At 58.0% G+C, this 25496-nt stretch carries 23 protein-coding genes and 1 pseudogene; 8 read left to right on the top strand and 16 right to left on the bottom strand.

What is annotated here, in order from left to right:
• Nucleotides 1–56 precede the first annotated feature (56 nt).
• A complete protein-coding gene (locus CUJ91_RS31740; protein WP_114158159.1) occupies nt 57–1370 on the top strand; it encodes an MFS transporter in 1314 nt (437 codons plus the stop codon).
• Nucleotides 1371–1478: 108 nt separating this feature from the next.
• The gene (locus CUJ91_RS31735) at nt 1479–2228 is read left to right on the top strand and encodes a TSUP family transporter (RefSeq protein ID WP_114158158.1); all 750 of its coding nucleotides are present in this window, start codon (nt 1479–1481) and stop codon (nt 2226–2228) included.
• Between the two features lie 306 nt (nt 2229–2534).
• Here the strand turns inward: CUJ91_RS31735 and CUJ91_RS31730 are convergent, their stop codons facing one another.
• From CUJ91_RS31730 to CUJ91_RS31720, 3 genes are all read right to left on the bottom strand, one after another.
• Entirely contained in the window at nt 2535–4460 is a 1926-nt protein-coding gene (locus CUJ91_RS31730; protein ID WP_161966611.1) for a sigma-54-dependent Fis family transcriptional regulator, read from the bottom strand.
• A gap of 875 nt (nt 4461–5335) precedes the next feature.
• Nucleotides 5336–6259 (bottom strand): AraC family transcriptional regulator, encoded by a 924-nt coding sequence (locus CUJ91_RS31725; protein WP_114158156.1) that lies wholly within the window; start codon nt 6257–6259, stop codon nt 5336–5338.
• A 130-nt stretch (nt 6260–6389) separates the two neighbouring features.
• Nucleotides 6390–6740 (bottom strand): PLP-dependent transferase, encoded by a 351-nt coding sequence (locus CUJ91_RS31720; RefSeq protein WP_244231140.1) that lies wholly within the window; start codon nt 6738–6740, stop codon nt 6390–6392.
• A gap of 118 nt (nt 6741–6858) precedes the next feature.
• On the opposite strand from CUJ91_RS31720, the gene CUJ91_RS34225 reads away from it, so the two are divergent.
• The gene (locus CUJ91_RS34225; RefSeq protein WP_161966610.1) at nt 6859–6996 is read left to right on the top strand and encodes a hypothetical protein; all 138 of its coding nucleotides are present in this window, start codon (nt 6859–6861) and stop codon (nt 6994–6996) included.
• On the opposite strand, the gene CUJ91_RS31715 is transcribed toward CUJ91_RS34225, so the two are convergent.
• Both CUJ91_RS31715 and CUJ91_RS31710 read right to left on the bottom strand, forming a co-directional pair.
• Nucleotides 6993–7763, bottom strand: a complete 771-nt coding sequence (locus CUJ91_RS31715; protein ID WP_114158155.1) for an SDR family NAD(P)-dependent oxidoreductase — start codon at nt 7761–7763, stop codon at nt 6993–6995. The genes CUJ91_RS34225 and CUJ91_RS31715 overlap by 4 nt on opposite strands.
• Before the next feature lie 158 nt (nt 7764–7921).
• Nucleotides 7922–8476 carry an OsmC family protein gene (locus CUJ91_RS31710; RefSeq protein WP_114158154.1) on the bottom strand — a complete coding sequence of 185 codons (555 nt, stop codon included), beginning with the start codon at nt 8474–8476 and terminating at the stop codon, nt 7922–7924.
• A gap of 275 nt (nt 8477–8751) precedes the next feature.
• Here CUJ91_RS31710 and CUJ91_RS31705 point away from each other — a divergent pair, with 275 nt between their 5' ends.
• The 5 genes from CUJ91_RS31705 (at nt 8752) to CUJ91_RS31685 (ending at nt 13393) form a co-directional block, all read left to right on the top strand.
• On the top strand, nt 8752–9315 hold the full coding sequence (locus tag CUJ91_RS31705) for a TetR/AcrR family transcriptional regulator (RefSeq protein WP_114158153.1): 564 nt from the start codon (nt 8752–8754) through the stop codon (nt 9313–9315).
• Nucleotides 9316–9444: 129 nt separating this feature from the next.
• Nucleotides 9445–9786 carry a carboxymuconolactone decarboxylase family protein gene (locus tag CUJ91_RS31700; protein WP_114158152.1) on the top strand — a complete coding sequence of 114 codons (342 nt, stop codon included), beginning with the start codon at nt 9445–9447 and terminating at the stop codon, nt 9784–9786.
• 68 nt (nt 9787–9854) lie between these two features.
• A complete protein-coding gene (locus CUJ91_RS31695; protein ID WP_114158151.1) occupies nt 9855–10535 on the top strand; it encodes a DsbA family oxidoreductase in 681 nt (226 codons plus the stop codon).
• 170 nt (nt 10536–10705) lie between these two features.
• Nucleotides 10706–11812, top strand: coding sequence for an alkene reductase (locus CUJ91_RS31690; protein ID WP_208716227.1), 1107 nt, complete (start codon nt 10706–10708; stop codon nt 11810–11812).
• Between the two features lie 372 nt (nt 11813–12184).
• Complete coding sequence (locus CUJ91_RS31685) at nt 12185–13393, top strand: MalY/PatB family protein (protein ID WP_114158150.1); 1209 nt, start codon at nt 12185–12187, stop codon at nt 13391–13393.
• A 657-nt stretch (nt 13394–14050) separates the two neighbouring features.
• Here CUJ91_RS31685 and CUJ91_RS31680 read toward each other — a convergent pair.
• The 11 genes and pseudogenes from CUJ91_RS31680 to CUJ91_RS31630 all read right to left on the bottom strand — a co-directional run bounded on the left by CUJ91_RS31680 (nt 14051) and on the right by CUJ91_RS31630 (nt 25402).
• A complete protein-coding gene (locus tag CUJ91_RS31680) occupies nt 14051–14434 on the bottom strand; it encodes a VOC family protein (RefSeq protein WP_114158149.1) in 384 nt (127 codons plus the stop codon).
• Between the two features lie 52 nt (nt 14435–14486).
• A pseudogene (locus CUJ91_RS31675) lies at nt 14487–15200 on the bottom strand (alpha/beta hydrolase-fold protein).
• Between the two features lie 15 nt (nt 15201–15215).
• Nucleotides 15216–16322: an S-(hydroxymethyl)glutathione dehydrogenase/class III alcohol dehydrogenase gene (locus tag CUJ91_RS31670; RefSeq protein ID WP_114158148.1), complete on the bottom strand. Its 1107-nt coding sequence runs from the start codon at nt 16320–16322 to the stop codon at nt 15216–15218.
• 25 nt (nt 16323–16347) lie between these two features.
• Nucleotides 16348–17070 (bottom strand): enoyl-CoA hydratase/isomerase family protein, encoded by a 723-nt coding sequence (locus CUJ91_RS31665; protein ID WP_114158147.1) that lies wholly within the window; start codon nt 17068–17070, stop codon nt 16348–16350.
• Nucleotides 17067–18236 carry a CaiB/BaiF CoA transferase family protein gene (locus tag CUJ91_RS31660; RefSeq protein ID WP_114158146.1) on the bottom strand — a complete coding sequence of 390 codons (1170 nt, stop codon included), beginning with the start codon at nt 18234–18236 and terminating at the stop codon, nt 17067–17069. The genes CUJ91_RS31665 and CUJ91_RS31660 overlap by 4 nt, the downstream gene beginning before the upstream one ends.
• A gap of 41 nt (nt 18237–18277) precedes the next feature.
• On the bottom strand, nt 18278–19639 hold the full coding sequence (locus tag CUJ91_RS31655) for a TIGR00366 family protein (protein ID WP_114158495.1): 1362 nt from the start codon (nt 19637–19639) through the stop codon (nt 18278–18280).
• Nucleotides 19640–19823: 184 nt separating this feature from the next.
• The gene (locus tag CUJ91_RS31650) at nt 19824–20939 is read right to left on the bottom strand and encodes an aromatic ring-hydroxylating dioxygenase subunit alpha (protein WP_114158145.1); all 1116 of its coding nucleotides are present in this window, start codon (nt 20937–20939) and stop codon (nt 19824–19826) included.
• Nucleotides 20940–21021: 82 nt separating this feature from the next.
• Nucleotides 21022–22038: a PDR/VanB family oxidoreductase gene (locus CUJ91_RS31645; protein ID WP_161966609.1), complete on the bottom strand. Its 1017-nt coding sequence runs from the start codon at nt 22036–22038 to the stop codon at nt 21022–21024.
• 180 nt (nt 22039–22218) lie between these two features.
• Complete coding sequence (locus CUJ91_RS31640) at nt 22219–23106, bottom strand: LysR family transcriptional regulator (RefSeq protein WP_161966608.1); 888 nt, start codon at nt 23104–23106, stop codon at nt 22219–22221.
• Nucleotides 23107–23552: 446 nt separating this feature from the next.
• The gene (locus tag CUJ91_RS31635) at nt 23553–24392 is read right to left on the bottom strand and encodes a fumarylacetoacetate hydrolase family protein (RefSeq protein ID WP_114158142.1); all 840 of its coding nucleotides are present in this window, start codon (nt 24390–24392) and stop codon (nt 23553–23555) included.
• A 116-nt stretch (nt 24393–24508) separates the two neighbouring features.
• Nucleotides 24509–25402 carry a TauD/TfdA dioxygenase family protein gene (locus CUJ91_RS31630; RefSeq protein WP_114158141.1) on the bottom strand — a complete coding sequence of 298 codons (894 nt, stop codon included), beginning with the start codon at nt 25400–25402 and terminating at the stop codon, nt 24509–24511.
• Nucleotides 25403–25496: the final 94 nt, after the last annotated feature.

The following is a 25496-nucleotide window of genomic DNA, read 5'->3' as shown; positions in this document are numbered from 1 at the left end:
ACGATGGTACGGCTAGTGTGCGCTCCGCACCATCGGCCAGGAGGAGACAAAACATCATGATTAATAGGCACGATAAAGACATTCCGGTGACTCCGGCTCGTGTTTCAACGGCGAGCATGGTGGGAACCATTATGGAGTGGTACGACTTTTTCCTTTACGGATTTACGGCAGCACTAGTCTTCGGACAGCTTTTCTTCCCGTCGTATTCTGCTGTTGCCGGTACGCTCGCATCATTCGGAACGTTGGCCGTTGGGTTCATTGCTCGTCCACTTGGCGGTGTCCTCTTCGGTCACTTTGGCGACAGAATTGGCAGAAAAACTATGCTGATTACGACACTCACGTTGATGGGTGGGGCCACGTTTGCGATCGGGTTGCTGCCCACGTATAACTCTATCGGGATATGGTCCCCCATCCTGCTCACTTTATGCCGCTTCTTGCAGGGCATTGCTCTGGGCGGGGAATGGGGGGGGGCGGTCCTCATGGCTGTCGAGTATTCTCCTGCCGATCGACGCGGTTTTTATGGGAGCATAGTTCAGATGGGGGCGACCATAGGCCTATCAGTTGCCACTGCTGTGCTTTTCGCGGCCTCATACCTCCTCCCAAAAGAGACTTTTTTGGCATGGGGCTGGAGAGTTCCCTTCTTGCTGAGCATAGTCATGTTGTTGTCGGGTCTTTATATCCGAATGAAGGTCACCGAAACGCCCGCTTTCCGTAAAATCCAAGCCGCGGGCAAAATTGTCAAGTTTCCGGTAGTGGAGGTTCTCCAAAACCATCCCGGCGCAGTAATGTACACGGCGTTTATTTACCTCGGAGCGATTACGGTGCCGTTTTATACGGTGTGGGTATTCCTGACATACTATGCTACATCTGTCCTGAAACTGGACAGGTCCATGGTTTTACTTGGAGTATTCTTCATCAACGTTGCGCTGACGTTCTTGATCGTGGGCGCGGGCGTATTATCAGACCGCATCGGGCGGAAAAAGATGTTCGCGACTGGATTTTTATTTCTTGCCGCGATAGCCTTTCCTTTGTTCTCCATCGCCAATCTTGGTACGGTCATGTGGTTGTGGCTTTCCATGTTGCTAATGGCTGTTCCACTTTGGGTTATGTGGGGTGCACTGCCCGCATATTTCACTGAGATATTTCCCGAGCAACTACGATACACCGGCATATCTTTGGGAAGTCAAATTGCAACGATTGTCGGTGGTTTGGTTCCGCTTTTTGCTACCGCGGTCCTGCCTTTGTATGGGACATGGCCGATCTCGATGCTGATCATAGTGATGGAGATTCTTGGGATTGGCGGTTTGATTGCCCTCGACCGCCGGCAGTCTCGCACCAACGAAGCGAGGGCCGGAGCCAATGCCGTATAGATAGTGCCAGGGGAAAGCGCGGTGCATTGCCAGCAGTGCGCCCATCCACTTCAGTGGTGGCCACTGCAATCGCATTGAATTGCGGCAGCGCACTCGGAACGGATCGCCATGAGTACATTTTCGCTTGTCCTATTTCTGCTGATTGTGGCTATTGGAAGCTACCTTCAGGCGTTCACCGGCTTCGCCCTGGGGATATTTGTTCTTGGGTCGGCAGTGATATTTCAACTTGTCAAGCTAGAAACCGCGGCAACAGCTATTAACATTATGACGTTAGTAAACACAGCCTTGGCTTTGCGCGGAAACGTCAAGCGCCTTAACCGGAGGATGGCGTTCCAAACTTTGGTTGGCGTACTCCCCGGAGTGCCAATTGGCATATGGTTACTCCAGAGCTTAAACGCCCGGAGCACACAATCGCTGCATCTGTGTCTCGGGGTCGTTGTGTTCCTCGGGGGTGCCATGTTGTCTTTCAAGCCACGGCCGAGGGCAATTCCGTCCACTCCGCGGAGTTTTCTGGTTGCAGGAGGGCTAGGGGGAATTCTCGGAGGACTGTTTAGCATTCCAGGACCGCCGATTATCTATCAGTTTTATATACAGCCGCTCGCGATCAATGAAGTACGGCTTACTCTTCTTGGCGTCTTCGGTGTCGTTTCGCTGGTACGTATATTGGTGTTGGCGATCGGTGGATCAGTCGGTTTTTATTCAATCTACTTGGGTATATTGTCTTTACCTGTCGTGGCGCTTGTTACAGCGCTGTTTATAAGGTTTCCTCCAACAATTTCAGAAGATGCATGTAGACGGATCGCGTTCAGCCTTCTGGCGAGTATGGGGATATGTATTATCTGGCTCGGACTCAGATAAGAAGGCGACTGCTGTTGGCACCCGAGCATGCCCGCTGACTGTTGAGACGCCGGGACCAGATCCCCTTATGTGTAGACAGCAGCACTTGACTCGACAGACAGTGTCAGTTCATTTCCTCATTCCCGACTTGATAGCCGCCTTTGCGGGGCGACGAGAAGGTCAAGCCCGAGGCCGCGAAGCGGTGCGCCGGAGGCGCAGGCTTGAGGTTCGACTTGCCCCGGGAAACCATTCCCATGGTCGGGAGTGGACGATATCTTCGCTGACATTGTCTGGCCGGTCGAGTACCGGCTAATACACCTTATGAAATTAGTGCCGTCCGTTGGACGTGTCCTCGGACAGGGTTTCCATTTTCCGGTATAGCGTTTTCCGGCTGATACCCAGGCTTCGCGCTGCCTGAGACACATTGCCATGCGCTGCAGCAACCGCTCGACGGATAGCGTCTTTTTCTACCTCAGCCAATCGGCAGTTGCCCGCTTGGTCCGCAACCAGGGCTTCGGAATTGCTCGCAATTTCGCTGCCACAAAGCGTTAGCTCGTCAGGCAAGTGTTCTAGCCTCAGTTGGTTGCCGCCTTGAAGTATCACAAGGGCAGTGCGCAGGACCATCTGCAACTGGCGAATATTGCCCGGCCAGGAATATGCGAGAAGCGCGAGGCGCGCGGCCGATGCTATGTCAATCTTGCGGCCCCGGGATTCGGTCGCAATGAGAGCGTCGATCAGTTTATCGATGTCCTTGCGTTCTCGCAGCGGCGGAAGAACCACGCGGAGTCCATTGAGCCGATAGAAGAGATCCTCCCTAAAGCGACCCGATGCGACCTCCAAAGTCATTGATCGGTGTGTTGCGCAAACAATCGAAACATCTACAGGCGTGCTGCGTGTGCTTCCCAAAGGCGTGACCTGCCGGTCCTGAAGGACCCTTAACAGGCGGCCCTGCAACGCCAAGGGCATGTCACCGATTTCATCGAGAAACAACGTTCCGCCGTCGGCCTGCAAGATCTTGCCCGGAAACCCCTTGCGCTTTGCCCCGGTAAACGCGCCTTCTTCGTACCCGAAGAGCTCGGATTCTATCAATCCTTCGGGGATCGCGGCGCAGTTGACCGCTACAAACGGACCGTTGTGTCGGGGCCCAGAGTTGTGGAAGGCAGCTGTAAAGACTTCCTTCCCAACGCCAGATTCCCCCTCAATAAGCAGCGGGATGTCTGAACCAAGAATCATCGACGACTTCTGAATTGCGCGTTGCATTTGGGGATCGCCCAAATCCAGATCGTTAAGCCGTAGATGCGCCCGTCCCACAGAGGTATCTGCATGGGCAGTGTTCACTTTGCCGACAGCCGACGATCCGCCAGTAGTACATTCGAGACTTGGCGTGGCGCTTACTACCAATGTGACGTCGCGGCCGTCTTTCAGCGTTGTTGTGAACTGACTACCTCGTTTACCGGTGGACAATTCCACGAAGCGTTCCCACGAAAGGGAAAATCCGAATAGGTCTCCGAAACGCTTCGCTTGCGCATCATGCGTATCAATGTTGAAGATGCTTCGCGCCGCGCTGTTTGATCCAATCAACCTACCGTCGCGCCCGAAAGCCACTATTCCTTGCTTGATCGTCGCTATGTTTCCTGCGACCGGATGAAAACTGACGACGATCTCATCCGTCGTCTCCGCCATGAGCATCCGATTTTCTATGAGAATCGCGACCGTTCGAATAAGCGGAAGCGTATGAGTTGCTGCTTTGAAACCATAGGCGGCGAGAACGCCGACCAGCTCCCCTGCCCGATCGAAGATCGGTGCGCCGGAACCGCTAAGGGCTCGAAGTTGCTCTAGATAATGCTGTTCAGTGTCTACGGTCACCGGGGCTCGGACGGCAAGACATGTTCCTACAGCATTGTTCCCCGCAGTGAATTCCGCCCAGTTGCTTCCAACAACGAACAGGCGGCCAGGTTCACTTGAAATGAAATCGCTATCCCCTTTGCCACAAACGATCGTCCCGTGTGCGTTACTAAGTAAAACAACGGTGCCGGAACCGGAAATCTGCTCGAACGTGTTTTCGACGGAGGACTGGGCATGCTTGAGGAGCTTCCCACTTGCTGACTTGAGCGACTCAATTTCGGAACGAGAGACGGCAGTTCCATGCAGCTGGCGCGTCTCTGTCAGCCCCCCGGCAGCGCAGCGCTGCCAGGAAGCTCGCACGGCTTGTATTGCCGAGGCGCCTTTGGAAAGGAAGGGCTCGTACGACACATCTGTCTCCATTTCATTAATTCGGAAGTACTTGTCGGACAGTTCATCCTCAGTACATTTAGCTTCCGACTCTCATGGTCTCAATACATCGCCCCTTGCTCCTGCTGGCACCGCGGACGGGCGCTCGCCAAGTGCGCCGCTACAACCGTCTGGAACCGAATTCACCAATCCGGAGCAGATCCCCTGTCAGCGGCCTCCAGGGCCTTTGATCCCATCGTTCTCAGCCCGCGACGGCAGAAGTTCAACGCCTGACTTCGTTGCGGCGAAAGATTAGCATCATCATCGACCTTCGCGAGTACCAGGGGGTATAAGTGTTTCCCCAGATGACCTGATGCGCGTGCGCGCATGAACATCTAGAGCGACCACTCACCCAGGCCGGCCGCCAGTTTATCGCGCGCGCGGCACCGGTAGGCGGGCGCTGTATTCGCGCATGAGAAGGGGGCTGGTCGACGTCGCATCGGGGGGCGGCACTTCGCTTTCGCGGCGGTGCCCTCGGTGAACGACGTGCGGTTGGTGACAATCCGACGCCGCTTGCGGCCGAATGCCTGCCGACGACGCCGCGATTGCCCCCCGCCGACGGCAATCCTCGCGTACCCCGCGGAATCCACTCCACAGGAAAGGCTGCGCGTTCGGCGCATAACATGAGATGTCGGCATGCTTGGCGATTAACAGCGTCCAACTATCGATTGGTCCAGGGAAATCACCTACGATGCGGCGGTGCCAGCCGCAGCAGAAAATCGGGAGTCTCAAGACGCAATGTCGGCGCTAGCTGTACGTTTGCCGATTCGAAAAAGTGCTGACATCGACCGTACCCGGTGCCCGACAAGGGCGCGCACGATGCCCATGGCTGCCTCGAAAGCGAGCCGGCGGCCAAGTTATCGCTTCAACCTGCAATTTGTCCCTGTCTCCGGTTCAAAGCCGGCCTGCTTCTCACGACCGATAGCGACCATGTCATTCGCCAGTTTCTGCGCCGCGATCTCTAGGCGCAAGCGCGCAAGATAGTGCAGCGGTGGCTCGCCCAATAAGTCTGTGAAGCGCTGCACGAGCGCGGCAGGCGAGAGGCCCGTCTTTTGCGCGAGCTGTTCAGCTGTCCATCCATGCGCGGGGTTCCCGTGCAACATCGCGAGCGCGCGGCCAACGAAACGATCGCCTACGCCCGCGAGCCAGCCCTTCCGGTCGGCCGGCAGCGCGTCGATGTAGCGCCGTAATGCGGCCACAAAGAACAGCTCCGACAGCCGGGCGAGCGCAACCGCGCTTCCTGGGCTCCATTCGGCCGCTTCTGTAGCAGCAAGCCCAAAGATCCATTCGAGCCACGAGGAACGTGGATCGTTACGCAGGTCGGACTTGAAGACGCCGGGCAGCCCCAGAAGTATCGGGTTCGTGATCGTATCGTGACAGCCAAAAAAGCCGCAGATCAGACGGGTTTGCGCCGTGCGGCCGCTGGACCCCGATTTAACCGGTTCGCCCGGCGCGCAACCCGGGTAAGCCGGCAAATTTCCCGCGGACTCCTGCACCGCTTCGCGCGAGTTGCCGATCAGATGCGCCTGGCCGCGCGGCAGGACAACGAATTCTCCGGCATCGGCCCGGATAGCATCAGCCGGATCGTCGACGGGGCAAACCCAGCAGCTTCCCTGGATCACAAGGTAATAGGGGGCGACGCATCCTGCTGGCCGCGGAAAAGTCGCGCACTGGGCTCGCTGCAGCGGCCAAACAATACGCCAGGGCGCACACAAATCGCCGCACAGGTAGACGGCCGCTTCGAGCTGTGCACGGTGAAGGACGTCAGAAAGTGCATCCATGAAATCGCCTCATCAGTACAGTATTGGCGCTGTGCCAGACATCTGTCCAGCAGCAGGACGACTCGAAAACCAAACCCCCGGCTTCAGCATTCCAGGCGGCACGTCATTACCCGATCGCAACGCGACCCGTTCATGCATGCGCGCTGAAGTGTTCGAGTCCGCGCTTCAGATCATCGATCAGGTCGTCCGGGTTCTCAAGTCCGATGTGCAAACGGATCAGGTGACCTTTGCCCGTCCATGTGGTCGCGCTACGCATCTTGCCTGGATCGACGTGCATGGCCAGACTTTCAAAGCCGCCCCACGAATATCCGATGGCGAAAAAGGACAGTTCATTGAGCATGCTGCTAGCCTCAGCGTCCGTATGGATACCGCTGTCCACCGCGAGACATTGTCTCGACGTCTGGAAAAACCGCCGTTGGCCCGCCATAGACCGGCGGATTGACAAATCCATGAGAGGCAGGATCAATTCCAGGGTGGGCAATGGTGGTGTCCATTTGCATGGCAACTCTGCGTTCGCTCATTCGCACTCCGATCAGGAGTAGCTTTGCCATGCACTGCCCCGTGAGTAGGCTCGTGGCTGCTCAACCATGGCAAGCCAGATGTTTGCGGTACGCCGGCTCGCGAAGACGCCGGACCACGCGCCTACCGCAATCGACAGACCGGGCGATCTCGGGTGGACCTACGCGTGTGCTGCTGCCGGCATGAAGGCAGCGCACGCGGGTGACGGCTGGCTTTAACTGCGTACCGCCATTACACCGGCGTCCACATCCCAGATGGCGCCGGTCACCCACGACGTCTTCTCGGAGAGCAGAAACACGATGGTATTTGCAACGTCTTCAGGTCTGCCGACGCGGCCGAGCGGATGGAACGACTCCAGCGCCTTCATGGCATCGGCAATGTCTTCTTTCTCCATGAAGCCTTCGTAGATGGAGGTCTGCACGATGGCCGGGGAGACTGCGTTGACGCGAATCCCGGAATCGGCCAGTTCGATGGCGAGATTTCGCGTGAAGGCGTGAAGGCCGGCTTTTGCCATCGAATACGCGGAGGCCGGCGAGCCGCCGAGCGCTGCCTGTGCTCCGATGGATCCGACGTTGACAATCGCACCATGGTGCCCGGCCGCCTGCATGTTCCTGACCACGTCCCGCGTAATGAAGAAGGTCGCGCGGTTGAGCGACAGGTACATGTCGTAATCGGACTCTTCATGGTCAATGAAGGATTTGGGCGCGAAAATCCCGGCCGAATTGACCATCAGCGAGATATCGCGATGATTCGCGTTGATCTCCTCGCGGATAGCGTTCATGCCTTGTTCAGTCATCAGGTCCGCCGCAATCACCGATACGGGGCCGAACTGGCTCAGTTCCGCGCGCACCGCTTCGGCTTTTTCCTTTCTACTACCCGTTAATACGACGCTGCCACCGCTTTCTAGCACCTGTCTGGCTGTCTCCAGTCCGATACCGCTAGTGCCACCAACGACAAGAAGTTTCTTACCGGTAAATTCGTTCATTTGATGCTCCGAGATTCAGGATTGGATCCGCATGCCAGGCTACGACGCGCTGCATGAACCGCGCACCCACGGCCTCCGCCTTGCGGTGGCCCGTGCTTCGATATGTCCCGCCACGAGCGCGGGACATCAGCGAGGCAAGCCGATAGCGCACGTTGTGGCTATCCTTCGCGAACTTCCAGCGTCGGCACCATACGGATCGCCTTCGAGAAATTGGCGAGGTTGACTGAGGTTCTGGTCACAATCCTGTGCAGTTCCTCTACCCGTTCACGCGACGCGTCGGTGTGCAGGCGAACGACATAGCTCACTTCGTCGTAACCGGGGTTGACGGTTTCGTCGAGACCCAGGAAGCCGCGGAGATCCAGTTCGCCGTCAGTTTCGATTTCAAGGCTGTGAACCGTAATACCCATCGCAGCAGCGTTCACAACGTACCCCACTGTGAGGCAGGCATTGAGCGCGGCCATAAGCAGCTCCTGAGGGTTAGGCGCGCTGTTCTTGCCCAACAACTCGGTCGGCTCGTCCGCGGCGATTTCAAAATGCCGCTGGTGGGTCACCCCGCCCAACGTGTAGTGACTGACGGTCGCCACAGATCGGGTCTGGTGCTCCCATTTCGTGTTGACGTTGAAGCGCGCGTTGCGCTTTGAGACGTCGCCAGCCACTTCCTGCACAAACTGCTGCAAAGCCGGTACGTCGATCCCATTGGGGTGAGTGCTCATTACGGTTCTCCTGGAAGCGCTTTCGCGCAGAAATGTCCAAAGTGCCGAGAGAGCCTACCATCTAGTTGGTCTGCAGAGCAAGAAGTTTTTCGTCCCACTGACGCGCCACGTGAAGCCCGGAAGTCTGGTGAACTGCACAAGGCGAGGTATCAGCCAACGTGCCGTTGCGAAGCCGCGTCCCACACTTGACAACGACCCAACTAGTAGGTAGACTGCTGTTTCGTTGAGGCAGTCAATAGGCTCGACACCGAAAATGGCGATATGCCGGGGGATGTATGGCAGCAGGAACGCGTGACGCGCTGGTACGGGCGGCAGAAAATCTGATGAGAACGAGAGGCTATGCGGCGTTCAGCTACGCGGATCTGGTAGGGACCGTCGGTATCCGCAAGGCTAGCATTCACCACCATTTCCCCACAAAGGAGGATTTGGGAATTGCCATTGTCGAGGCATATGTCGCGCGAGTCGTGGAGGCGTTTGAGCGGATAGAGCGGGAAAACAGTGGCCTGTGGGGCAGATTGAACGGCTTCTTTGAAACGTTTCGCGCCAGCAGTGACGGAACCTTACTGCCTTTGTGCGGTGCCCTTGCTGCCGAAATGACGGCTCTACCGCCAGAGCTGCAAAAGCTCACGCACCGGTTCTTCGATCTGCAATTGCGCTGGCTGGCGAAGGTTATCGACAAGGGCATCGCTGATGGCGAAATTCCAGCCGGCGCGGGTAGCAGACAGAAGGCGTATCAGGTTTTGAGCGTGCTCGAAGGGGCCAGCTTCGTTGACTGGGCCATGAAGGAAGGCGAGTCGCTCGACAGCAGCATTATTCGGCTCATTGTCGCCGCGTCATGATCAGCCACCGCCTGCCGTTAGCTGTGTTGCGCGTCTGAATTTCCCGGGAACCATCTTCACCGCTGAACATGGTTCTTTTATTTGCACCTTTACACTACCAACTGGTTGGTAGTTATCTGGAGAGAAACCATGCTGAACTGGACTGAAACAATCGCAGCCGTCACCCGCCGCGTGCATGAGCTGGCCCGCTATACGCCGGACACGGTCAAAGGAATCGCCATGCTTGGCGGCGCCGGGGCCAAGACCGGTCACCTTGACCCAAAGACGCGGGAGCTGATTGCACTGGCGGTTGCGGTCACCACGCGCTGTGACGGCTGTATCGCATTCCATGCAGCTGAAGCTAAAAAGCTGGGTGTCACTACCGAAGAAGTTGCAGAAGCGCTCGGTGTTGCCATCAATCTCAACGCTGGCGCTGCGGTGGTCTATAGCACGCATGTTCTCGACGCTATGGACCACCTCGGTCGTCAGTAAGTATCCAGTCCGGCGCTAACTCTCTGGGCGGAGCGTTGGTAAGCGCAATCTCTAGCTGAGGATGAAACATGAAGCGGGTCAATGTAGAAGTGTGGTCGGACTTTGTCTGCCCGTGGTGCTGGATCGCCAAACGGCGCCTGGAAAAAGCGGCGATGGGCGTGGCGGACCGGATCGAGGTTGTCGTCACACCGAGGTCCTATCGTCTCGCCAAAGGCATGGCTCCGGCCGGCTTTACAGACGCGCTTTACGCGAAATTCGGCGATCGGGTGGCGGCCGGGAGGATGATGGACGCGGTGGCCTCGGCCGGTGCCGGAGAGGGCCTGACCTACCGATTCGAGACCATGCGCTTTGGCGACACGACGGATGCGCAATTACTGGTCAAAAGCATCAGAACACCAGAGGACCGTCAACGGATGATCGAACGGATCTACCGGGCCGCCACTACCGATGGTGTCGACATCTTCGACAGAACCGCGCTTCTCAATCTTGCGAAAGGCAGCGGCTTTCCCGGCGCATCGTTCAGCTTCGATGATCGTGAAATCGCCTCGGAGGTCGCGCGAGATGAAATGGAGGCGAACCGTATCGCCAACGGTGTGCCCCTGTTTGTCTTCAACAAGAGTTTTCATCTTTCGGGCGCCCGTGAAGTAGGCGTGTTCGAGAAGGCGCTGCTCGACGCGGCCGGTAACGTACCGGACGAGACAGACGACACGCAGGCTGTGATCTGCAGCATTGATGGTTGCACAGGTTAGACACGCAATGCATCCGTAACTGCGATCAACTCCTCTGGCGGTCCGCTGCCCAGGACTGCTTGAGGAATCTCTGAACTGAAGAGGCTGGAAATCGATTGCCATCCAGTTCATTTTCCGATCAACCCGAGATTCAACCAGCGCGCTGGCGCACTTTCATTTTGAGCGACATGATGAGTAAATTGTTTACGCCCTACGATCTCTCCGGTACACCGCTAGCCAATCGTGTTGTCATGGCACCGATGACGCGAACGCGCACGCCCGATAACATCCCTACGGACCTGACGGCGCTCTACTACGCGCAGCGTGCTTCTGCCGGGCTGATCATCACCGAAGGTCTGCCAGTCTCCGAGGAGGGCCGCGGCTATCTGTATACGCCAGGCCTGTACACCGACGAGCAGACGGAAGGATGGCGCAAGGTGACCGACGCCGTGCATGAAAAGGGTGGCAAGATCTTCGCCCAGCTCTGGCATGTTGGTCGCCTGTCCCACGTTTCCATCCAGCCAGGCAATGCGGCACCGGTGTCTGCAGGCGAGGTGCCAGCGACCACGACCATGGTCTACGCGTGGGCCGAACCAGGCAAGGAAGGCCCTGTCCTGCCAAGCACGCCGCGTGCGTTGACCACGGTCGAAGTACAGCGCGTCATTCAGGACTTCGTCGCATCCGCGCGTCGGGCGATGGAGGCAGGCTTTGACGGCGTCGAAGTGATGGCGGCCAATGCCTTCCTATTCGACCAGTTTCTCAGCAGTGTACTGAACACCCGCACCGACCAGTATGGCGGTTCCATCGCTAATCGCCAGCGCTTTTTGCTGGAGACGATCGACGCCCTGGCCGACGCAATTGGCGCAGAAAAGGTGGGGGTGCGGGTCTCACCGTTCGGCCGCATCTACGATATGCAACCCTTCGAAGGTGAGGCCGATGCGTGGGCGAGCATGGCGTCGGCCCTGAACGAAAGGAACTTGGCTTTCGTGCATCTGAACTATCAGACGACCGTTTCGGCTGCAGGCACACCGGATGGCTTTGGTGCCGCCTTCCGCAAGGCCTACCAGGGCACGCTGATCGGCGCCGGTGGCTTCACTCAGAACCTGGCCGAAGCCGAACTGGCGAAGGGAGAACTGGACCTGATCGCGTTCGGCACGGCCTATATCTCCAACCCCGATCTGGTGGAACGGATGAAAAACGGCTGGCCGCTCACAGAACCCGACCGTTCGACCTTTTATGGCGTTGTCGGCGCAAAGGGCTACACCGACTATCCGGCTTTCGAGCAGGAACTCGCGTAACCCGGCCGACATGCCAAGGTATGAGTCCGGCCCCGCTGTCGGTACGGCGGGGCCGGACAGCTTGCAGAGAAAGTATTCGAACCAACTTCTCGTGGTCGTTCGAAGTGCTTGCTGCAGGCGTTTAGAGGCATCGACAAAACCTGCGAAGTCTTACCGACCGCGGACTGATCAAATCAGTCCGGTCCACGCATCGCATATGGTTGGATGCCACACTCAAACCTCCCAATCGACGTCGATACGAACCTTCGAAGCTGTTGAGCGTCAGGGGACGAAAGGTCAAGCGGACATGTCGTTATACGCGGGTGCGAAGGGCCAACAGCTGCATCGCACGAGGCTCGTCGAACGCTTGATCTCGTACATGGAGAATTTGGTATGGCCTACGATTTTGATCGCTTGATCTCGCGCAGCGACACGAATGCTCTTGCGGAGGAAGGCTTCTCAAACTATCTGTTTGGAGCCGATGCGCCCGCACCCGCGCTCGAGGTGCCAAAAGAAAATCTGATCTCGATGTGGGTGGCGGACATGCAGTTTGCCGCGCCGAATGCGGCCATCGACGCCATGATCGAGCGCATTGAACATCCCATCTTCGGCTACACGGCCGACCTCGACGAGCAGCTCTATCAGGCCTTCCATTTCTGGTGCTCGCAGCGATATGGCTGGCAGTTCGCTCGCGAGGAAATGCAGATCTCGCTCGGCGTCATACCAGCACTCTTTGCGCTCGTAGAATATGTGTGCCGCCCCGGCGACAAGGTGCTTAGCCTGACGCCGACCTATGGGTACTTCAAGCACGCGGCGATTCAGCGCGATCGCGAATTCGTGACGTCGCGCATGCTCATATCCGACGACGGCGCGTATGCGATCGACTTCGACGACTTTGAAGCGAAAGTTAGCGATCCGGCAGTGAAGCTCTTTTTTCTTTGCCACCCTCACAATCCGACCGGCCGTATCTGGACAGACGACGAACTGCGCCGAATGGGCGAGCTCTGTATCGCAAACGGTGTGAAGGTCGTTTCCGACGAAATCCATTGCGACCTTCTCAGAACCGGCAATGCGCATATGCCGATGGCGAAGCTGTTCCCAGGCAGCCCGGACATCATCACCTGCATGGCCGTGAGCAAAACATTCAATCTGGCGGGAATGATGATCGCGACCGTCATCATCCCGGATCCGGAATTGCGCTCGGAATGGAAACGGCGCCACTACCCGTTCGTGAATCCCCTCAGTCTTGCTGCCGCCACTGGCGCGTATCGTAATGGCGCTCCGTGGTTGGACGCGCTGCGACTCTATTTGGACGAGAACTTCGCACTGACTCAGCTCTTTTTGAGCGATCACTTGCCGAAGGCAAAATTTCGCGTTCCGGAGGCGACCTATCTGGCATGGATAGACCTGCGGGCCTATTTCGACAGGCCGGTCAACCTCACGCGATTCTTTCTTGAAAAGGCAGGGGTCATCCTCGAAGGCGGAGAGATGTTCGTCGAAAACGGCGATTGCAGAGTGCGACTCAATCTCGCGTGCCCCCGTGCACAGGTTCGGCTATCTCTCGAAAAAATCCGCGATGCGATTGTAAGGCACCACGGCTGAATTGGACCGCAACGAAGGGGGGTGTCTCAGGACCGATCTGCTGCAGGCTGGCAGCCGGCCAGCTGAGATACCCACGATCCTGCCGACGCGCACCGTCGGTCTGATGGATGCGGCGGGAGGGAAATCGCCCCTTTCGGCATGCCGGGCTTGTCGTCCCGCAACTGCTTGCCCGGTGGCGACACTGTCCATTTTCCCTAGAATCCAGATTGCCCGTCCGGATCGATGGATCGCGTTCGAAAGACCCTCCGCTTTCGGCGGAGACACGGTGGTCGCCTTCCAAACGTTGCGGAGTCGGAGCAGCCGGTCACGGCGGCACGCACTTCGATGCAATCGGGCAAGTCGTCGGCCAGAGCCGACGTTCGTGCATTGACCGTGCTATGCCTGCTCCCCGCTCTACATCAGCCATTCGTCGTCGGCACCAAAATTTAAGGCCTGTTGTAAATCGCAAAAAAATGCACGTCTGTTGCCGCGCGCGCCCATGCACCAGCCTAAAGCCTCCCTCCACCATAAGACACAGACATACAGAAGATCTTCCGAGAAGCTTCTTAAAGAAGTCGCGTTGCGGCGCACCACCCACCAGGGCTGATGACGAGACGGACAATGCTGTCGAGCGCCGGCGGCGCATACATAAATGCCTCGCCGGCGCCGACAGGACGCTCAGACCGCCTTGAAGCAATACACCGCAAGTTTGTTACCGTCCATATCGCGCACATAGGCCGCATATGCGTTTGGTGCCCATCCGCGCGGACCGGCCGCGCCTTCGCCACGAGCGCCGGCATCCAGGGCCGTGGCGTAGAACGCATCCACAGAGGATCGATCGGGCGCTTCGAAAGAAACGGTAACGCCGTTACCTACGGTCGCTTGGTTCCCATCGGCCGGCTTCACTACAAAAAAGGACGGGGTTTCCTTGCCCCAGATCGATCCATTGTCGCCGAGATCGGCAATGCGCTTCAGCCCGATCTTGCTGAGCACCCTGTCGTAAAACGAACGTGCTTTGTCGAGATCGTTTGTCCCTAAAGTCAAGTGAGTAGAGACTGCCATATACGTCTCCTTTGATAGTGAGAGTGGATTGAGTTTGACGAAAAATGCATTGCTAACCTGTTGGGATTCTTTCCTCTGAACGGTACAATTCTGTCGAGAAGATTTTCGCGTGATGAGCGATGTGATCTCCAATGAAAGTCGAGATGAAGTAATACCCGTGGTCGTAGCTCGTATGACGACGCAATGTCAGCGGCTGCCCCACGGCCTGGCAAGCAGCTTCGAACACATCCGGGTTCAACTGCTCGGCGAGGAACTGATCCGCGAGCCTCTGATCGACCAGAATCCCCGCCGAAAACTTGCGCGACACACGCGCGACCAGTTCGCTCGCGTCGTACTGCTTCCACGCATCCAACCGGCAGATTCGCGAGCACCGTTTCGCGCAGTTCGTCCCGCACGTACGAGTACATCCGGTAGTGCTGCGCCCACGGCTGCTGCGTGGCGTCGACGTAAAAGCCCGCGCCCACGCCGAAGTCCCACGCCGCGCTTTCGCCCGGCACGCCCGCATCACGCGGACTGGTGTCCGGCGCGATCAAGGCGATGCCGTGCTGCGGCGCGAAGCGCTGTGCGCCGGCTTAGACCGGGAAGTCTCCTCCGTACACGTGAGACCCGCGAGATAGAACAGCGCGGGTACGTTCGCGTTGGCTTGCAAGGCCTGCGCCGGAAGGTAGATGGAGAAGCGCATCGGCAGGCCGATGGTCTGCGAGTCTTGCCGATAGATGCGCTGCTCGCCGCCATGACAGGCATGCGACGATAAGAGTTCGAGCATGGCGAGGCTCCCCGTTTAGTACAGCACGACCGAGCGGATCGACTCGCCCTTCTTCATCAGATCGAAGCCCTCGTTGATGCGTTCGAGCGGCAGACGGTGCGTGATCAGATCGTCGATATTGATCTTGCCTTCCATGTACCAGTCGACGATCTTCGGCACGTCGGTGCGGCCACGTGCGCCGCCGAACGCCGAGCCCTTCCATTCGCGGCCCGTCACCAGCTGGAACGGACGTGTGCTGATCTCCTCGCCCGCCGCCGCCACGCCGATGATGAACGACTGCCCCCAGCCCTTGTGCGCGCATTCGAGTGCCTGACGCATCACCTTCGTGTTGCCGATGCATTCGAACGAATAGTCGGCGCCGCCATCGGTGAGTTGCACGATGTGATCGACCACGTTCTCGACTTCGTTCGGGTTGATGAAGTGCGTCATGCTGAACTTCTTCGCGAGTTCGACGCGGCCCGGATTGATGTCGACGCCGATGATCTTGTCCGCGCCGACCATCTTCGCACCCTGGATCACATTCAACCCGATGCCGCCGAGACCGAACACCACTACGTTCGCACCCGCTTCGACCTTCGCCGAATACACGACCGCGCCGACGCCGGTCGTCACGCCGCAGCCGATATAGCAGATCTTGTCGAACGGCGCGTCTTCACGCACCTTCGCGACCGCGATTTCCGGCACGACGATATAGTTCGAAAACGTGGACGTGCCCATGTAGTGAAACAGCGGCTTGCCATCCAGTGAGAAGCGTGAGGCGGCGTCGGGCATCAGGCCCTTGCCCTGCGTCGAACGGATTGCCTGGCACAGGTTGGTCTTGCGCGACAGACAGAACTTGCACTGGCGGCATTCCGGCGTGTACAGCGGAATCACGTGATCGCCCTTCTTTAGCGTGCCGACGCCGGGACCGGTATCGACAATCACGCCCGCGCCTTCATGGCCGAGAATCGCCGGGAAGATGCCTTCCGGGTCCGCGCCTGAGAGCGTGTAGTAATCGGTGTGGCAAATGCCCGTGGCCTTCACTTCGATCAGGACTTCACCGGCGCGCGGCCCTTCCAGATCGACTTCCTCGATCGTCAACGGCGCGCCGGCTTTCCATGCGATTGCTGCTTTGGTCTTCATTGGTTACCTTTAAAGAACTGGCGCATTAGCGCTCGCTCATGTACCCGAGGATGCGCGACTTGAGTCCAGGGCGCGACGCGGACCGAACCAGATCGGCGAGATCCTGATCCGGCCGCTCCCTTTCCAGTACGCGATACAGATGCTGTTGCGTCGTCGGATCAAGCAGTGTGGCAACCTGCAGCGCTTCGGCGACTGCATCGGCGCGTCCGTCTGCTTCGACCAGCCTCGTGACGAGGCCAATATCCGCCGCCTCCGTTGCGCTCATCTGCCGGGTCTGTTCGAGAATTTCGCGAGCCTTTGCATAGCCGACGACTTCGGCAAAACGCCGCGTGCCCAGTACAAGGCCGAAGCGCAAGCCTGGCATCCGGAAACTCGCATCGGCCGCGCTATAACGATGCCGGCATGCCGCAAAGAGATCGACACCGGCGCCGAAGTTGCGTCCATGGGCGAACGCAACCGTCAGGCACGGGGACGACGCGACGAGATGGAGCAGTGTCTCAACCCTCACCAGTCGCAATAGCAGGTCTGCGTCGCTCTGGCTATCCAGGTCACCCTGATCGAAGCCCGCACTGAAGTTCCTTCCCACGCCCTGGAATACGAGCATTCTGGCGCCACTCGCATGCGCGTCGCCCACGCCCTGCGACAGCGCTTCGACAAGCGGCGAGTTCAACGCATTCATCTTGTCGGGACGGTTCAACGTGAACGTCCACGATTGCGCGCTTCTCTCGATTTGGAGTTGGTCCGTCATTGTTTCTCCACTGCATGGCGCACGGTGATACCGGCAATGATCTCTTCCGAGTGTTCGCCGAGCCGCGGTGGCGCACGGCGTATTGGCAAGCCGTACCCCGACAGGTTGATCGGCGATGCAAAAGTACGAGTCTCGACGCCGTTGGGCAACGTGAGCGGCTGGACCCACTGCATGTGCTCCACCTGCGGATCGGCGAGCACATCCGAATAGTTGTTGATCGGCGCACAAGGCACGCCGGCCGCTCGAAACCGCTCGAGCCAGAATGGCGCGGGCTCGTCGGCAAAGATTGTCTCAAGCATGAGTCTGAGCTGATCCTGATGACGCGCGCGATGGCTCGGCGTGGTGAAGCGGTCATCGTCGGTCCACTCGGGATGACCGAGCACCCGGCATACAGCGGCCCATAGAGCATTGTTGCCGGCGGCCATGCCGAAGTAGCCGTCACGGCAACGAAACACCTGGTACGGCGCATTGCGCGGATGAGCCGAGCCCATTTTTACCGGATCGCGACCGCTGCCGAAATACTCCGACGTCTGCAACGCGGCAATGCCGAGGGTCGCACCAAGCATCGAGATGTCGATATGCGAACCCCGCCCCGACTGCTCGACGCGCCGCAACTCAGCCGCAATCGAAAATGCGGCATACAAACCCGCAGAAAAATCGGCTAGGGGCACACCGCATTTGACCGGCGCACCGCCCGGCTCGCCAGTGATGCTCATGATGCCGCTCATCGCCTGCAAGGTTAGATCGAAACCACCTTCCTGACATCGCGGCCCACTTTGTCCATACGCAGAAATGGAGCAATACAGCAGGCGAGGATTGATGCCTGAAAATGCGGCATAGCCAAGGCCTAACCGGTCCATAACACCTGGGCGGTTGTTCTCGATCAGCACATCGGAGTCACCTATCAGCGCTTTGGCAAGACGGACGTCTTCCGCGTCTTTGAGGTTCAGCGTAATCGAACGCTTGTTGCGATTCAAAGAAGCGAAGTTCTCGCTGAATCCGTCCGTGATCGGCGGCCATGAACGCAACGAGTCCCCGCCTTCCGGATGCTCAATCTTGACAACGTCTGCGCCCATGTCGGCCAACAGCATGCCGCAGAACGGCCCCGCTGCCACATTGCATATCTCGATGACTCTCACGCCCTCAAGTGCGAGCTGGTTATTCATTACTATTCCCCTGGAATGTCAGTAGGCGCTCGTGCGCAGAATCACGTACCAGCGAAGATCGGCACGATGAACAGATAGACGAATCCGACAAAGCTCCCGGCCGTCAGAAAGATCACCAGTGTGAAGCCAAGCACCCGCTGCACGCCGACGCCCGCGATTGCTACTACGGGAATGGCCCAGAAAGGTTGGAGCAGGCTGCCCGCCATCTCGCCAGCGGCGATCGCCATGGACGTGCCGGGCAACGATGCGCCTAGATGCATGGCCGCAGGAATGGTGAAAGGCCCTTGAACCGCCCAGTGGCCACCGCCGCTCGGAATGAACAAAGTAATCAACCCCGACGCGAGATAGCTAAGGAACGGCAGCGTAGCCGTCGATGCGACATGGATGTAGGCATTGGCGACCACTTCCGCGAGTCCCGTTGCGGCCATGATTCCCGTGATTCCGCCATAGAACGGATACTGAAGCAGCATCGGACCGGTCACCTTCGCCGCCTCGGTCACCGCGCCGACATAGCGACGTGGGCTTCCATGCAGACACAAGCCCGCCAGCAGAAAAATAAAAATCACAGTGTTGATATCGAGGCTGACGCCATGACGCGTCCACTCAATGGCGAGGTACGCCGCGCCCGCCACGACGAACACCAACGCACACAGACGAGAGCCTTCGAGCATGCCGGCGAATGAGTTTGCTCGCGACGAGTCGCCGAGATCAGGGGTCTTGTCACCGGCTTCGAGCGCATCTTGCCCGGCGGCGATGATGTCGCCCTCTGCAGGCCGCATCAGAATGAAGATGACGGGGATTAGCACCATCGCCGCAAAGCCAGTCAGCAGATTCCACGTTGAAAAAACCGTATGAGACAAAGGCACGACGCTGTGCGTATGCTGCTCCACCAGATTCAGAGGATTGCCCGGAGAAGCAATCGACAACGCGATCGAACTGGATATACCGGTGAACGCCCACAGCACCCAGGAACTGTAGCCCGCTGCGACGAGCCAGGCGAAGTCCACGCGTACGTGCTTTGCCACCTGCTTCGAAAGCATGGCGCCGACCACGAGTCCGAAGCCCCAGTTGAGGAACGTCGCAATTGCACCGACCGTAAACACCAGAATGACAGCCGAACACGGTCCGACTGCAAGCCGGCTGACGCGTTCCAGACCGGACTTGATGATCGGGGCACTCGCTAACGCATAACCGGTCACAAGCACTAGCACCATCTGGGACGCAAACGTGAAGATGCCAAAAATCCCCTTGTACCAGCCGCTTAGAATTACATCTGGTGTGGCTTTCGGCGCGAACGCTATCGCGAATAACGCGGTCATGACGGTCAGCAGGATAACAATCACGAAGGGATCGGGCATCAGTCGTTCGAAGAGGTACACGCACGAACCGACCGCCCTTTGCATCAACGACTTTCCGCCAAGCCGGCCATGCGACGACGGTTGCGATGCGACGCCTAGCGGCGCCGAAGTTTCATGAGTTTTCACGGTTTGTCTCCAGGCAATGAGCCGAGTACTTTTGGTGTGCCGGACGTTCGCTCGCACGTGGCGGGAGCCGGCACCCGCCACGACGTCTACGTGAAACAGCTATTCAGGGCGTGACCGGCTCCTTGACGGCGGTGGGTCTATCGGCTGGCACGATCTGCAACTCTCGCTCTTTACGCTGAAGGCCCATCAGGATCTGGCGGGCGCGACGCAAAGCCTTGTCAGTCTTGAGGAAGAGTTCGGAATATCCGTCATCCGGAAACTCCATCATTGTTTGCTGGCGTTCCAGCGCCCACTGATCCTGTGCGACAACTTCCGGGAACATTTCCGCGACCCGTTGCGCCGTTGGCATCGTCGGGTCGCTCAAGGTTCTGTGCCAGTTCTTGCACGACACGGACCAACGCCAGACAAGATTGCGCTCGTCGACTGGCAAATGGAGATGCAACAGTGTGTATCCGCGCTCCTTGTCTGTTCCGAGGTCACCTGGCGGCGCAACGCGCATCACGACTCGCGTGAGTCCCGGGGTCACCATGCAATGCGTATGAATCCGCTCTACCGTGTCGTACAGAAACCATTCCTTCAAATACGGTGGCTGCTGGTAGCTGTCGACGTGTCGGGTGGTTTTTACATACGTATATCCTTCCCTTTCGCCTTCTTCCAGTTCCACCGGAATCTGGCTGTTCTCCTTGTCGCCGATATTGCCGTCGTGCAAGGGATAGAAATGTGTGATGTCGAGCAGGTTTTCGATCAGCAGAAGATAATTGGCGGGCACGCGCAGTGGGCCTGGGGAACCGATCGAAAGATTCGCAGGATCAAGAATCTCCGGCGTGCGCGGTGGCGCCGCACGTTGTGCCGCTGCGGGGTTGCCCGGCCAAATCCACACCACTCCGTCCTGCTCCTTCACCGGGACCACGCTGAGACGCGCTTGCGAAGGAATTGCCTTATCCGGCTGCGAAGGAATCGCAATACATTGTCCGCTCGTGTCGTAGCACAATCCGTGGTATGCGCACTCCAAACGTCCGCCGTCGAGCAGTTTGCTCTGCGAGAGCGGGAAGCGCTTATGGCAGCAACGGTCGTCGAATGCGACGACTTCACCTTTATCCGAGCGCCACATTACGACCGGCCGTCCGACTAGCTTGTGCCCTTGCAATTCACCCTCGGGAAACTCGGATGAGAAACCAATGGGATACCAGCAATCCTTAACATATTCGAATGTGCTCATGATAAAACCGTCTCCAGTTGGGTTTTTTTGAGCAAGCGCATTGCACTGCGCCGGCTGAATGTGAAGAACCAGAAGCGCTGAACTAAAGGTCGAGAACAATTGACGCGCCCTTTGCGCGACTGCAGCAGATCATGATGAATTCTTTCCGATCGTCCTCGTCAAGCACCGAGTCGCGGTGAAGTGGGTCACCCGAGAGATAACGGGTCATGCATGTGCCGCAATAGCCTTCGCAGCACGAGGTGTCGACTTCGACTCCTTGCAGTTTCAGCGCATCGACAATCGTCTCACCCGGATGCACCGCAAGGCGCTTCTTCGAGCGCGCCAGCTCGACATCGAACGGCTTGTCGGGATCGTCGCCAGCTGTTCGCACCGGCGAGCCCGATGCGGAGAAACGCTCGCAATGGACAGCGTCGCGCGGCCAGTGTCCGCTTGCCGCTTCGATAGCATCCATGAGTCCTGCTGGGCCGCAGTAGTACAAATGCGCACCATCTGGACGGCTTTGCAGGGTCGCGTTCAGATCGAGTCCCTTGTTGGGGTCGCCGTTGTCGTAGTGGATCGACGCTAGCCCGCTGGCAACAAGACCGCACAGTTCCCGCGTGAAAGCGGTTCGTTGCGGCGTGCGGGCGCAATAATGCAAACGAAATGCTTCGCCGCGATGCTGAACTTCGGCGATCATCGACATGAGCGGTGTGATTCCAATCCCGCCAGCGATGAAGATATGTCGGGTCGCTGAATTCGACAGTGCAAAATGATTACGGGGCGCGGACACAGTGACGATCTGCCCGGCACGCAACACATCGTGCATCGCCACTGATCCGCCTCGGCCGAGCGGATCACGCAGCACGGCAATCACATAACGATGACGCTCTGTGGATGGATTGCACAGCGAATACTGGCGAATCGCGCCGTCAGGTAAATGAACGTCAATATGCGAACCCGGGGTAAACGCAGGCAACGGGTCGCTGTCCACGCTAACAAACTCGAATGCATTGATGTCGTCCGCCAGATAGGAGACGGACTGCACGCGCACCTGCAGTTTCGAGGGCGCACTAGAATCCTGGCGCACGAGTGGGCCTTCGTGCAGTACGACTGCATTCATGTCTTCCTCCATATGCTGCTCTGGATGGCAACTTCGGTGCCTCGGATCGTGTCGATCAGCGCGCCGTTGCTTTGGAGAAAGAGTAGATGCGTCGACCTATAAGGACAAACGAGTAATTTTCGAGTGCATACATCAACATTCTTGAACTGATTTGACGCAATGCAACATCTTGCCGGACACCTATTGTCTGTCGAAAGTGCTCACCTCGCGGGCGAGTTCAGCCACGGTCCGGGCCAGCGAGAAGGAGTGTCCCTGGGGAAAAACGGCGACAAACTGGACAGGTTCGAGTCGTGGAGACGTTGTGACGATTTTTAGCCTGCCGCTTTCTATTTCGCCCGCGTAATGTTTTGCTGGCAGGTACGCGACGCCCATACCAGCCATCGTCATTGAAGCCGCCACTGCTACGCTTTTGCAGCGCGCGAGATAACGGCCGCGCACATGTTCATTCTGGAACCAGTCCTCGATCGCCGAATAGTGAAATGACTTCGGCTTCATCCCGATGATCGGGTAGCGCGCCAGCTCTGCCGGGCCGTATACGCGATCCCCCAGCCCCAACGCGGGGCTCGCCATCCACTCGAAGGCAACCGCGCCGAGCGACAACGTCGAGAGCTCTTGTGCACGCGAATGACCGGGCGCAAGGACAAGCTCGAGTTCGGCTTGCGCAAGGCTTTCCATGAGTTCTGCTGTGAGCGCCTCCTCAATTTCAAGGCGTACGTTGGGATAGCGCTCCGCGATGGTGCGTATCAGTTCAGGCAACCACATTGTCGTAATGACTTCGGCGACACCAAAACGCACCGTGCCGAACATCGATTCCGGCGCAGCGATGCGATGCTCGAGTTCTGTCGACAAATCGAGAATTCGGCTGGCGTATTCCATCAGCTCTCGTCCCCTCGGCGTGAGCCGTGCCGTTCTGTGGGTACGATCGAATAGCTCAACGCCAAGCGTGCGCTCGAGTTCGCGCACCCGCATGGACACTGCGGACTGTGTTGCGCACAATCTCTCGGCAGCCGCCGAAAAGCTGCCTAGCGTTACCGTCCAGAAAAAGGTCTCCAGTTGTTGCAAAGTCACGTTTGCCTCCGCACGCTTCGAATCGAGGAGTTCAGCCGGATCATTTCGGGTCAGTGTACGCAGTGGCGCGGCATCCGTAAGCGCTGGAAAATCCTGGTGCTTTGCTAAGGCCGCGTGAGTGTTGCATGCGCGACGGGCTCCTGGATGTCGAGCACCCTCTGGGCGCGGCCAGGTCATCAATGCGTGGTCTCATGCGAGACTTGGCAGCGATAGCCGCACAGCGCTCGGCTGGTTGATGAGTTGGTACGTGCTCACACGACCTCGCCGATAGATGGGCTCACCACCGTTTGCGGTCTGCTACCGAGATCCCGCGATGCTATCGCCGGCCGTAAAGCTTCTGGTCACCCATGTGCACAAATGCCGGAAGCAAACCCGATTCCATCCTTGATGTTCAAAATTAACGCAAAGTAAGCTTCGATAGCACGGGCCGGCGGTGCCTCGAGATATCACACGACCTGTTGACGCTGCGTGCCCAACGGGCCCGCATTCAAAGTCATCACGTCGCCGCGTTTGAGAAATACAGGTTCCGGTTTTATGCCCAAACCGACGCCTTCCGGCGTACCGGTAATCACGATATCACCGGGAAGCAGTGTCATGAATTGGCTTAAATAGGAAACAATCTCGGCGACCGGGAAAATCATGTCGGCCGTATTGCTTTTTTGACGAGTTATCCCGCTAACTGCTAGTTCGAGCGGGATGTTTTGCGGATCTGCCAGTTCGTCAGTGGTAACCAGCCAAGGGCCGATCGGGCCGAATCCGTCAAAACTCTTGCCCTTGCCCCACTGGCCATTTCGTTTGATCTGCCAGTCGCGCTCCGATACGTCGTTGGCCAGGCAATAGCCGGCCACGTGTTTCAGCGCATCGGGCACCGCGACTTTCCGAGCCAGGGTGCCGATCACGAAACCCAGTTCTATCTCCCAATCGCCCGCGAGCGAGCCTTCTGGCAACTCGACCATGTCGTTCGGCCCTGCAAGAGACGTCAGCGCCTTGGTGAATACCACCGGCTCCTTGGGGATCTCGTGGCCGGATTCGGCCGCATGCCGGCGGTAATTAAGGCCGATCGCGACAAACTGGCGGGTGCCAGAAATCGGGGTTCCCAAACGTGTCCCCGCAGGCACCAGCGGCATCTTGCGCAAATCGATTGCTTGGAGCGCGTCAAGCTTTTCCGGAGACATCCATTCGGGCGTGAAATCAGCTACTAACAGAGACAGGTCTCGCAATTGCCCGTCGGCATCGAGTGCGCCGGGTTTCTCGGCCCCAACGGGTCCATGGCGTAAAAGTTTCATAGCAATTTATTCAAGAGGTGAGTGATTGCCGGAGCCGAAGGCCGAACCGGCGTCGGCCCACATTAATCGAGCCACACGCTTCGTATGGAATCGTCTGGCGCGCGGCAACTAACCGCTCAGGCAGCGACCGTCAGGGGTGCGGCAAGGGTCGTGCGGTGCATCAGACGCCTTTGCGGCAGCGCAAAGTCGCCCGTCGCCCGATGAACGGCGGAATAGTTGTCCCACATCACCAAATCGCCCGCGCGCCAGCGGTGGCGATATACCGCCTCGGGGCGGATGATATGTTGCGTCAGAAACTCGATCAGGCTGTCCGATTCATCTTGTGGCAGGCCCAGAATCTCTCGAATCACGCCCTGTACTACATAAAGACATTTCTCGCCGGTAATCGGATGGATACGGACCAGTTTGTGAACGATTTCCCGGTCGATGATGGCTTGTTGGGCATCGACGATCTCCTTGAGATAAACATTATTCTTGGCACGCTCTTCGGTATGACCGACATGCGCTACGTATTTGCGCAGGCTGAAGAGGGCTTCGAGATCCTCGATTTTTCTTTTCACGTCATCCGGTAGGGTGCGGTAGGCATAAGCGGTACTCGCAAAGTAGGTGTCGCCCAGCGGCTCGCCGTTATCCGCATGGGGCACTTCGAGTGCGTAGAGATGTGAACCTCGCGGCGGCGCGGTGGTGTACCACATGTCGCTATGCCAATAGCGGCCCGCGTCTTCCATCCCAATGGGTTTGCCGGCTTCGAGCAGATTGGAAACGATAAAGATTTCCGGGTGATCCTTCTTGTTGAAGCGGTCCAGCGCAAACCGCTCCAATGGTCCGAAACGGCTGCTGAATGCGATTTGTTCGTCAGGTGTGAGTTTCTGGTCTCTTACAACGACGACGCCAAACTTGCGGTAGGCGGCGTCAATGGCAGCGAACGTCGTTTCGTCAAGATTACGAAGGTCCGCGCCTCTGATTTCGTGTCCCAGGGGGGCTGCATTCGGCGTGATGTTGATTGTCATTTTCAATGTCTCCTTGGTTGATCGGCCGGGTAAGGTTAGGTGAAGCCCAAGGAGAGGACAATGTCCAAAACTGTCCACCCGCTATTCAAGTTTG

It is taken from the genome of Paraburkholderia graminis (assembly GCF_003330785.1).
Taxonomy (GTDB): Bacteria; Pseudomonadota; Gammaproteobacteria; order Burkholderiales; family Burkholderiaceae; genus Paraburkholderia; species Paraburkholderia graminis.
The sequence above is the reverse complement of the archived record's forward strand: the minus strand, read 5'-3'. Positions and strand labels throughout refer to the sequence as shown.

Excerpts from the sequence above, each read along its gene's own strand:
- CUJ91_RS31740 (WP_114158159.1), top strand. The coding sequence starts at position 57 with ATGATTAATAGGCACGATAAAGACATTCCGGTGACTCCGGCTCGTGTT.
- CUJ91_RS31735 (WP_114158158.1), top strand. The coding sequence starts at position 1,479 with ATGAGTACATTTTCGCTTGTCCTATTTCTGCTGATTGTGGCTATTGGA.
- CUJ91_RS31725 (WP_114158156.1), bottom strand. The coding sequence starts at position 6,259 with ATGGATGCACTTTCTGACGTCCTTCACCGTGCACAGCTCGAAGCGGCC.
- CUJ91_RS34225 (WP_161966610.1), top strand. The coding sequence starts at position 6,859 with ATGTTTGCGGTACGCCGGCTCGCGAAGACGCCGGACCACGCGCCTACC.
- CUJ91_RS31715 (WP_114158155.1), bottom strand. The coding sequence starts at position 7,763 with ATGAACGAATTTACCGGTAAGAAACTTCTTGTCGTTGGTGGCACTAGC.
- CUJ91_RS31710 (WP_114158154.1), bottom strand. The coding sequence starts at position 8,476 with ATGAGCACTCACCCCAATGGGATCGACGTACCGGCTTTGCAGCAGTTT.
- CUJ91_RS31705 (WP_114158153.1), top strand. The coding sequence starts at position 8,752 with ATGGCAGCAGGAACGCGTGACGCGCTGGTACGGGCGGCAGAAAATCTG.
- CUJ91_RS31700 (WP_114158152.1), top strand. The coding sequence starts at position 9,445 with ATGCTGAACTGGACTGAAACAATCGCAGCCGTCACCCGCCGCGTGCAT.
- CUJ91_RS31695 (WP_114158151.1), top strand. The coding sequence starts at position 9,855 with ATGAAGCGGGTCAATGTAGAAGTGTGGTCGGACTTTGTCTGCCCGTGG.
- CUJ91_RS31690 (WP_208716227.1), top strand. The coding sequence starts at position 10,706 with ATGAGTAAATTGTTTACGCCCTACGATCTCTCCGGTACACCGCTAGCC.
- CUJ91_RS31685 (WP_114158150.1), top strand. The coding sequence starts at position 12,185 with ATGGCCTACGATTTTGATCGCTTGATCTCGCGCAGCGACACGAATGCT.
- CUJ91_RS31680 (WP_114158149.1), bottom strand. The coding sequence starts at position 14,434 with ATGGCAGTCTCTACTCACTTGACTTTAGGGACAAACGATCTCGACAAA.
- CUJ91_RS31670 (WP_114158148.1), bottom strand. The coding sequence starts at position 16,322 with ATGAAGACCAAAGCAGCAATCGCATGGAAAGCCGGCGCGCCGTTGACG.
- CUJ91_RS31665 (WP_114158147.1), bottom strand. The coding sequence starts at position 17,070 with ATGACGGACCAACTCCAAATCGAGAGAAGCGCGCAATCGTGGACGTTC.
- CUJ91_RS31660 (WP_114158146.1), bottom strand. The coding sequence starts at position 18,236 with ATGAATAACCAGCTCGCACTTGAGGGCGTGAGAGTCATCGAGATATGC.
- CUJ91_RS31655 (WP_114158495.1), bottom strand. The coding sequence starts at position 19,639 with ATGCAAAGGGCGGTCGGTTCGTGCGTGTACCTCTTCGAACGACTGATG.
- CUJ91_RS31650 (WP_114158145.1), bottom strand. The coding sequence starts at position 20,939 with ATGAGCACATTCGAATATGTTAAGGATTGCTGGTATCCCATTGGTTTC.
- CUJ91_RS31645 (WP_161966609.1), bottom strand. The coding sequence starts at position 22,038 with ATGAATGCAGTCGTACTGCACGAAGGCCCACTCGTGCGCCAGGATTCT.
- CUJ91_RS31635 (WP_114158142.1), bottom strand. The coding sequence starts at position 24,392 with ATGAAACTTTTACGCCATGGACCCGTTGGGGCCGAGAAACCCGGCGCA.
- CUJ91_RS31630 (WP_114158141.1), bottom strand. The coding sequence starts at position 25,402 with ATGACAATCAACATCACGCCGAATGCAGCCCCCCTGGGACACGAAATC.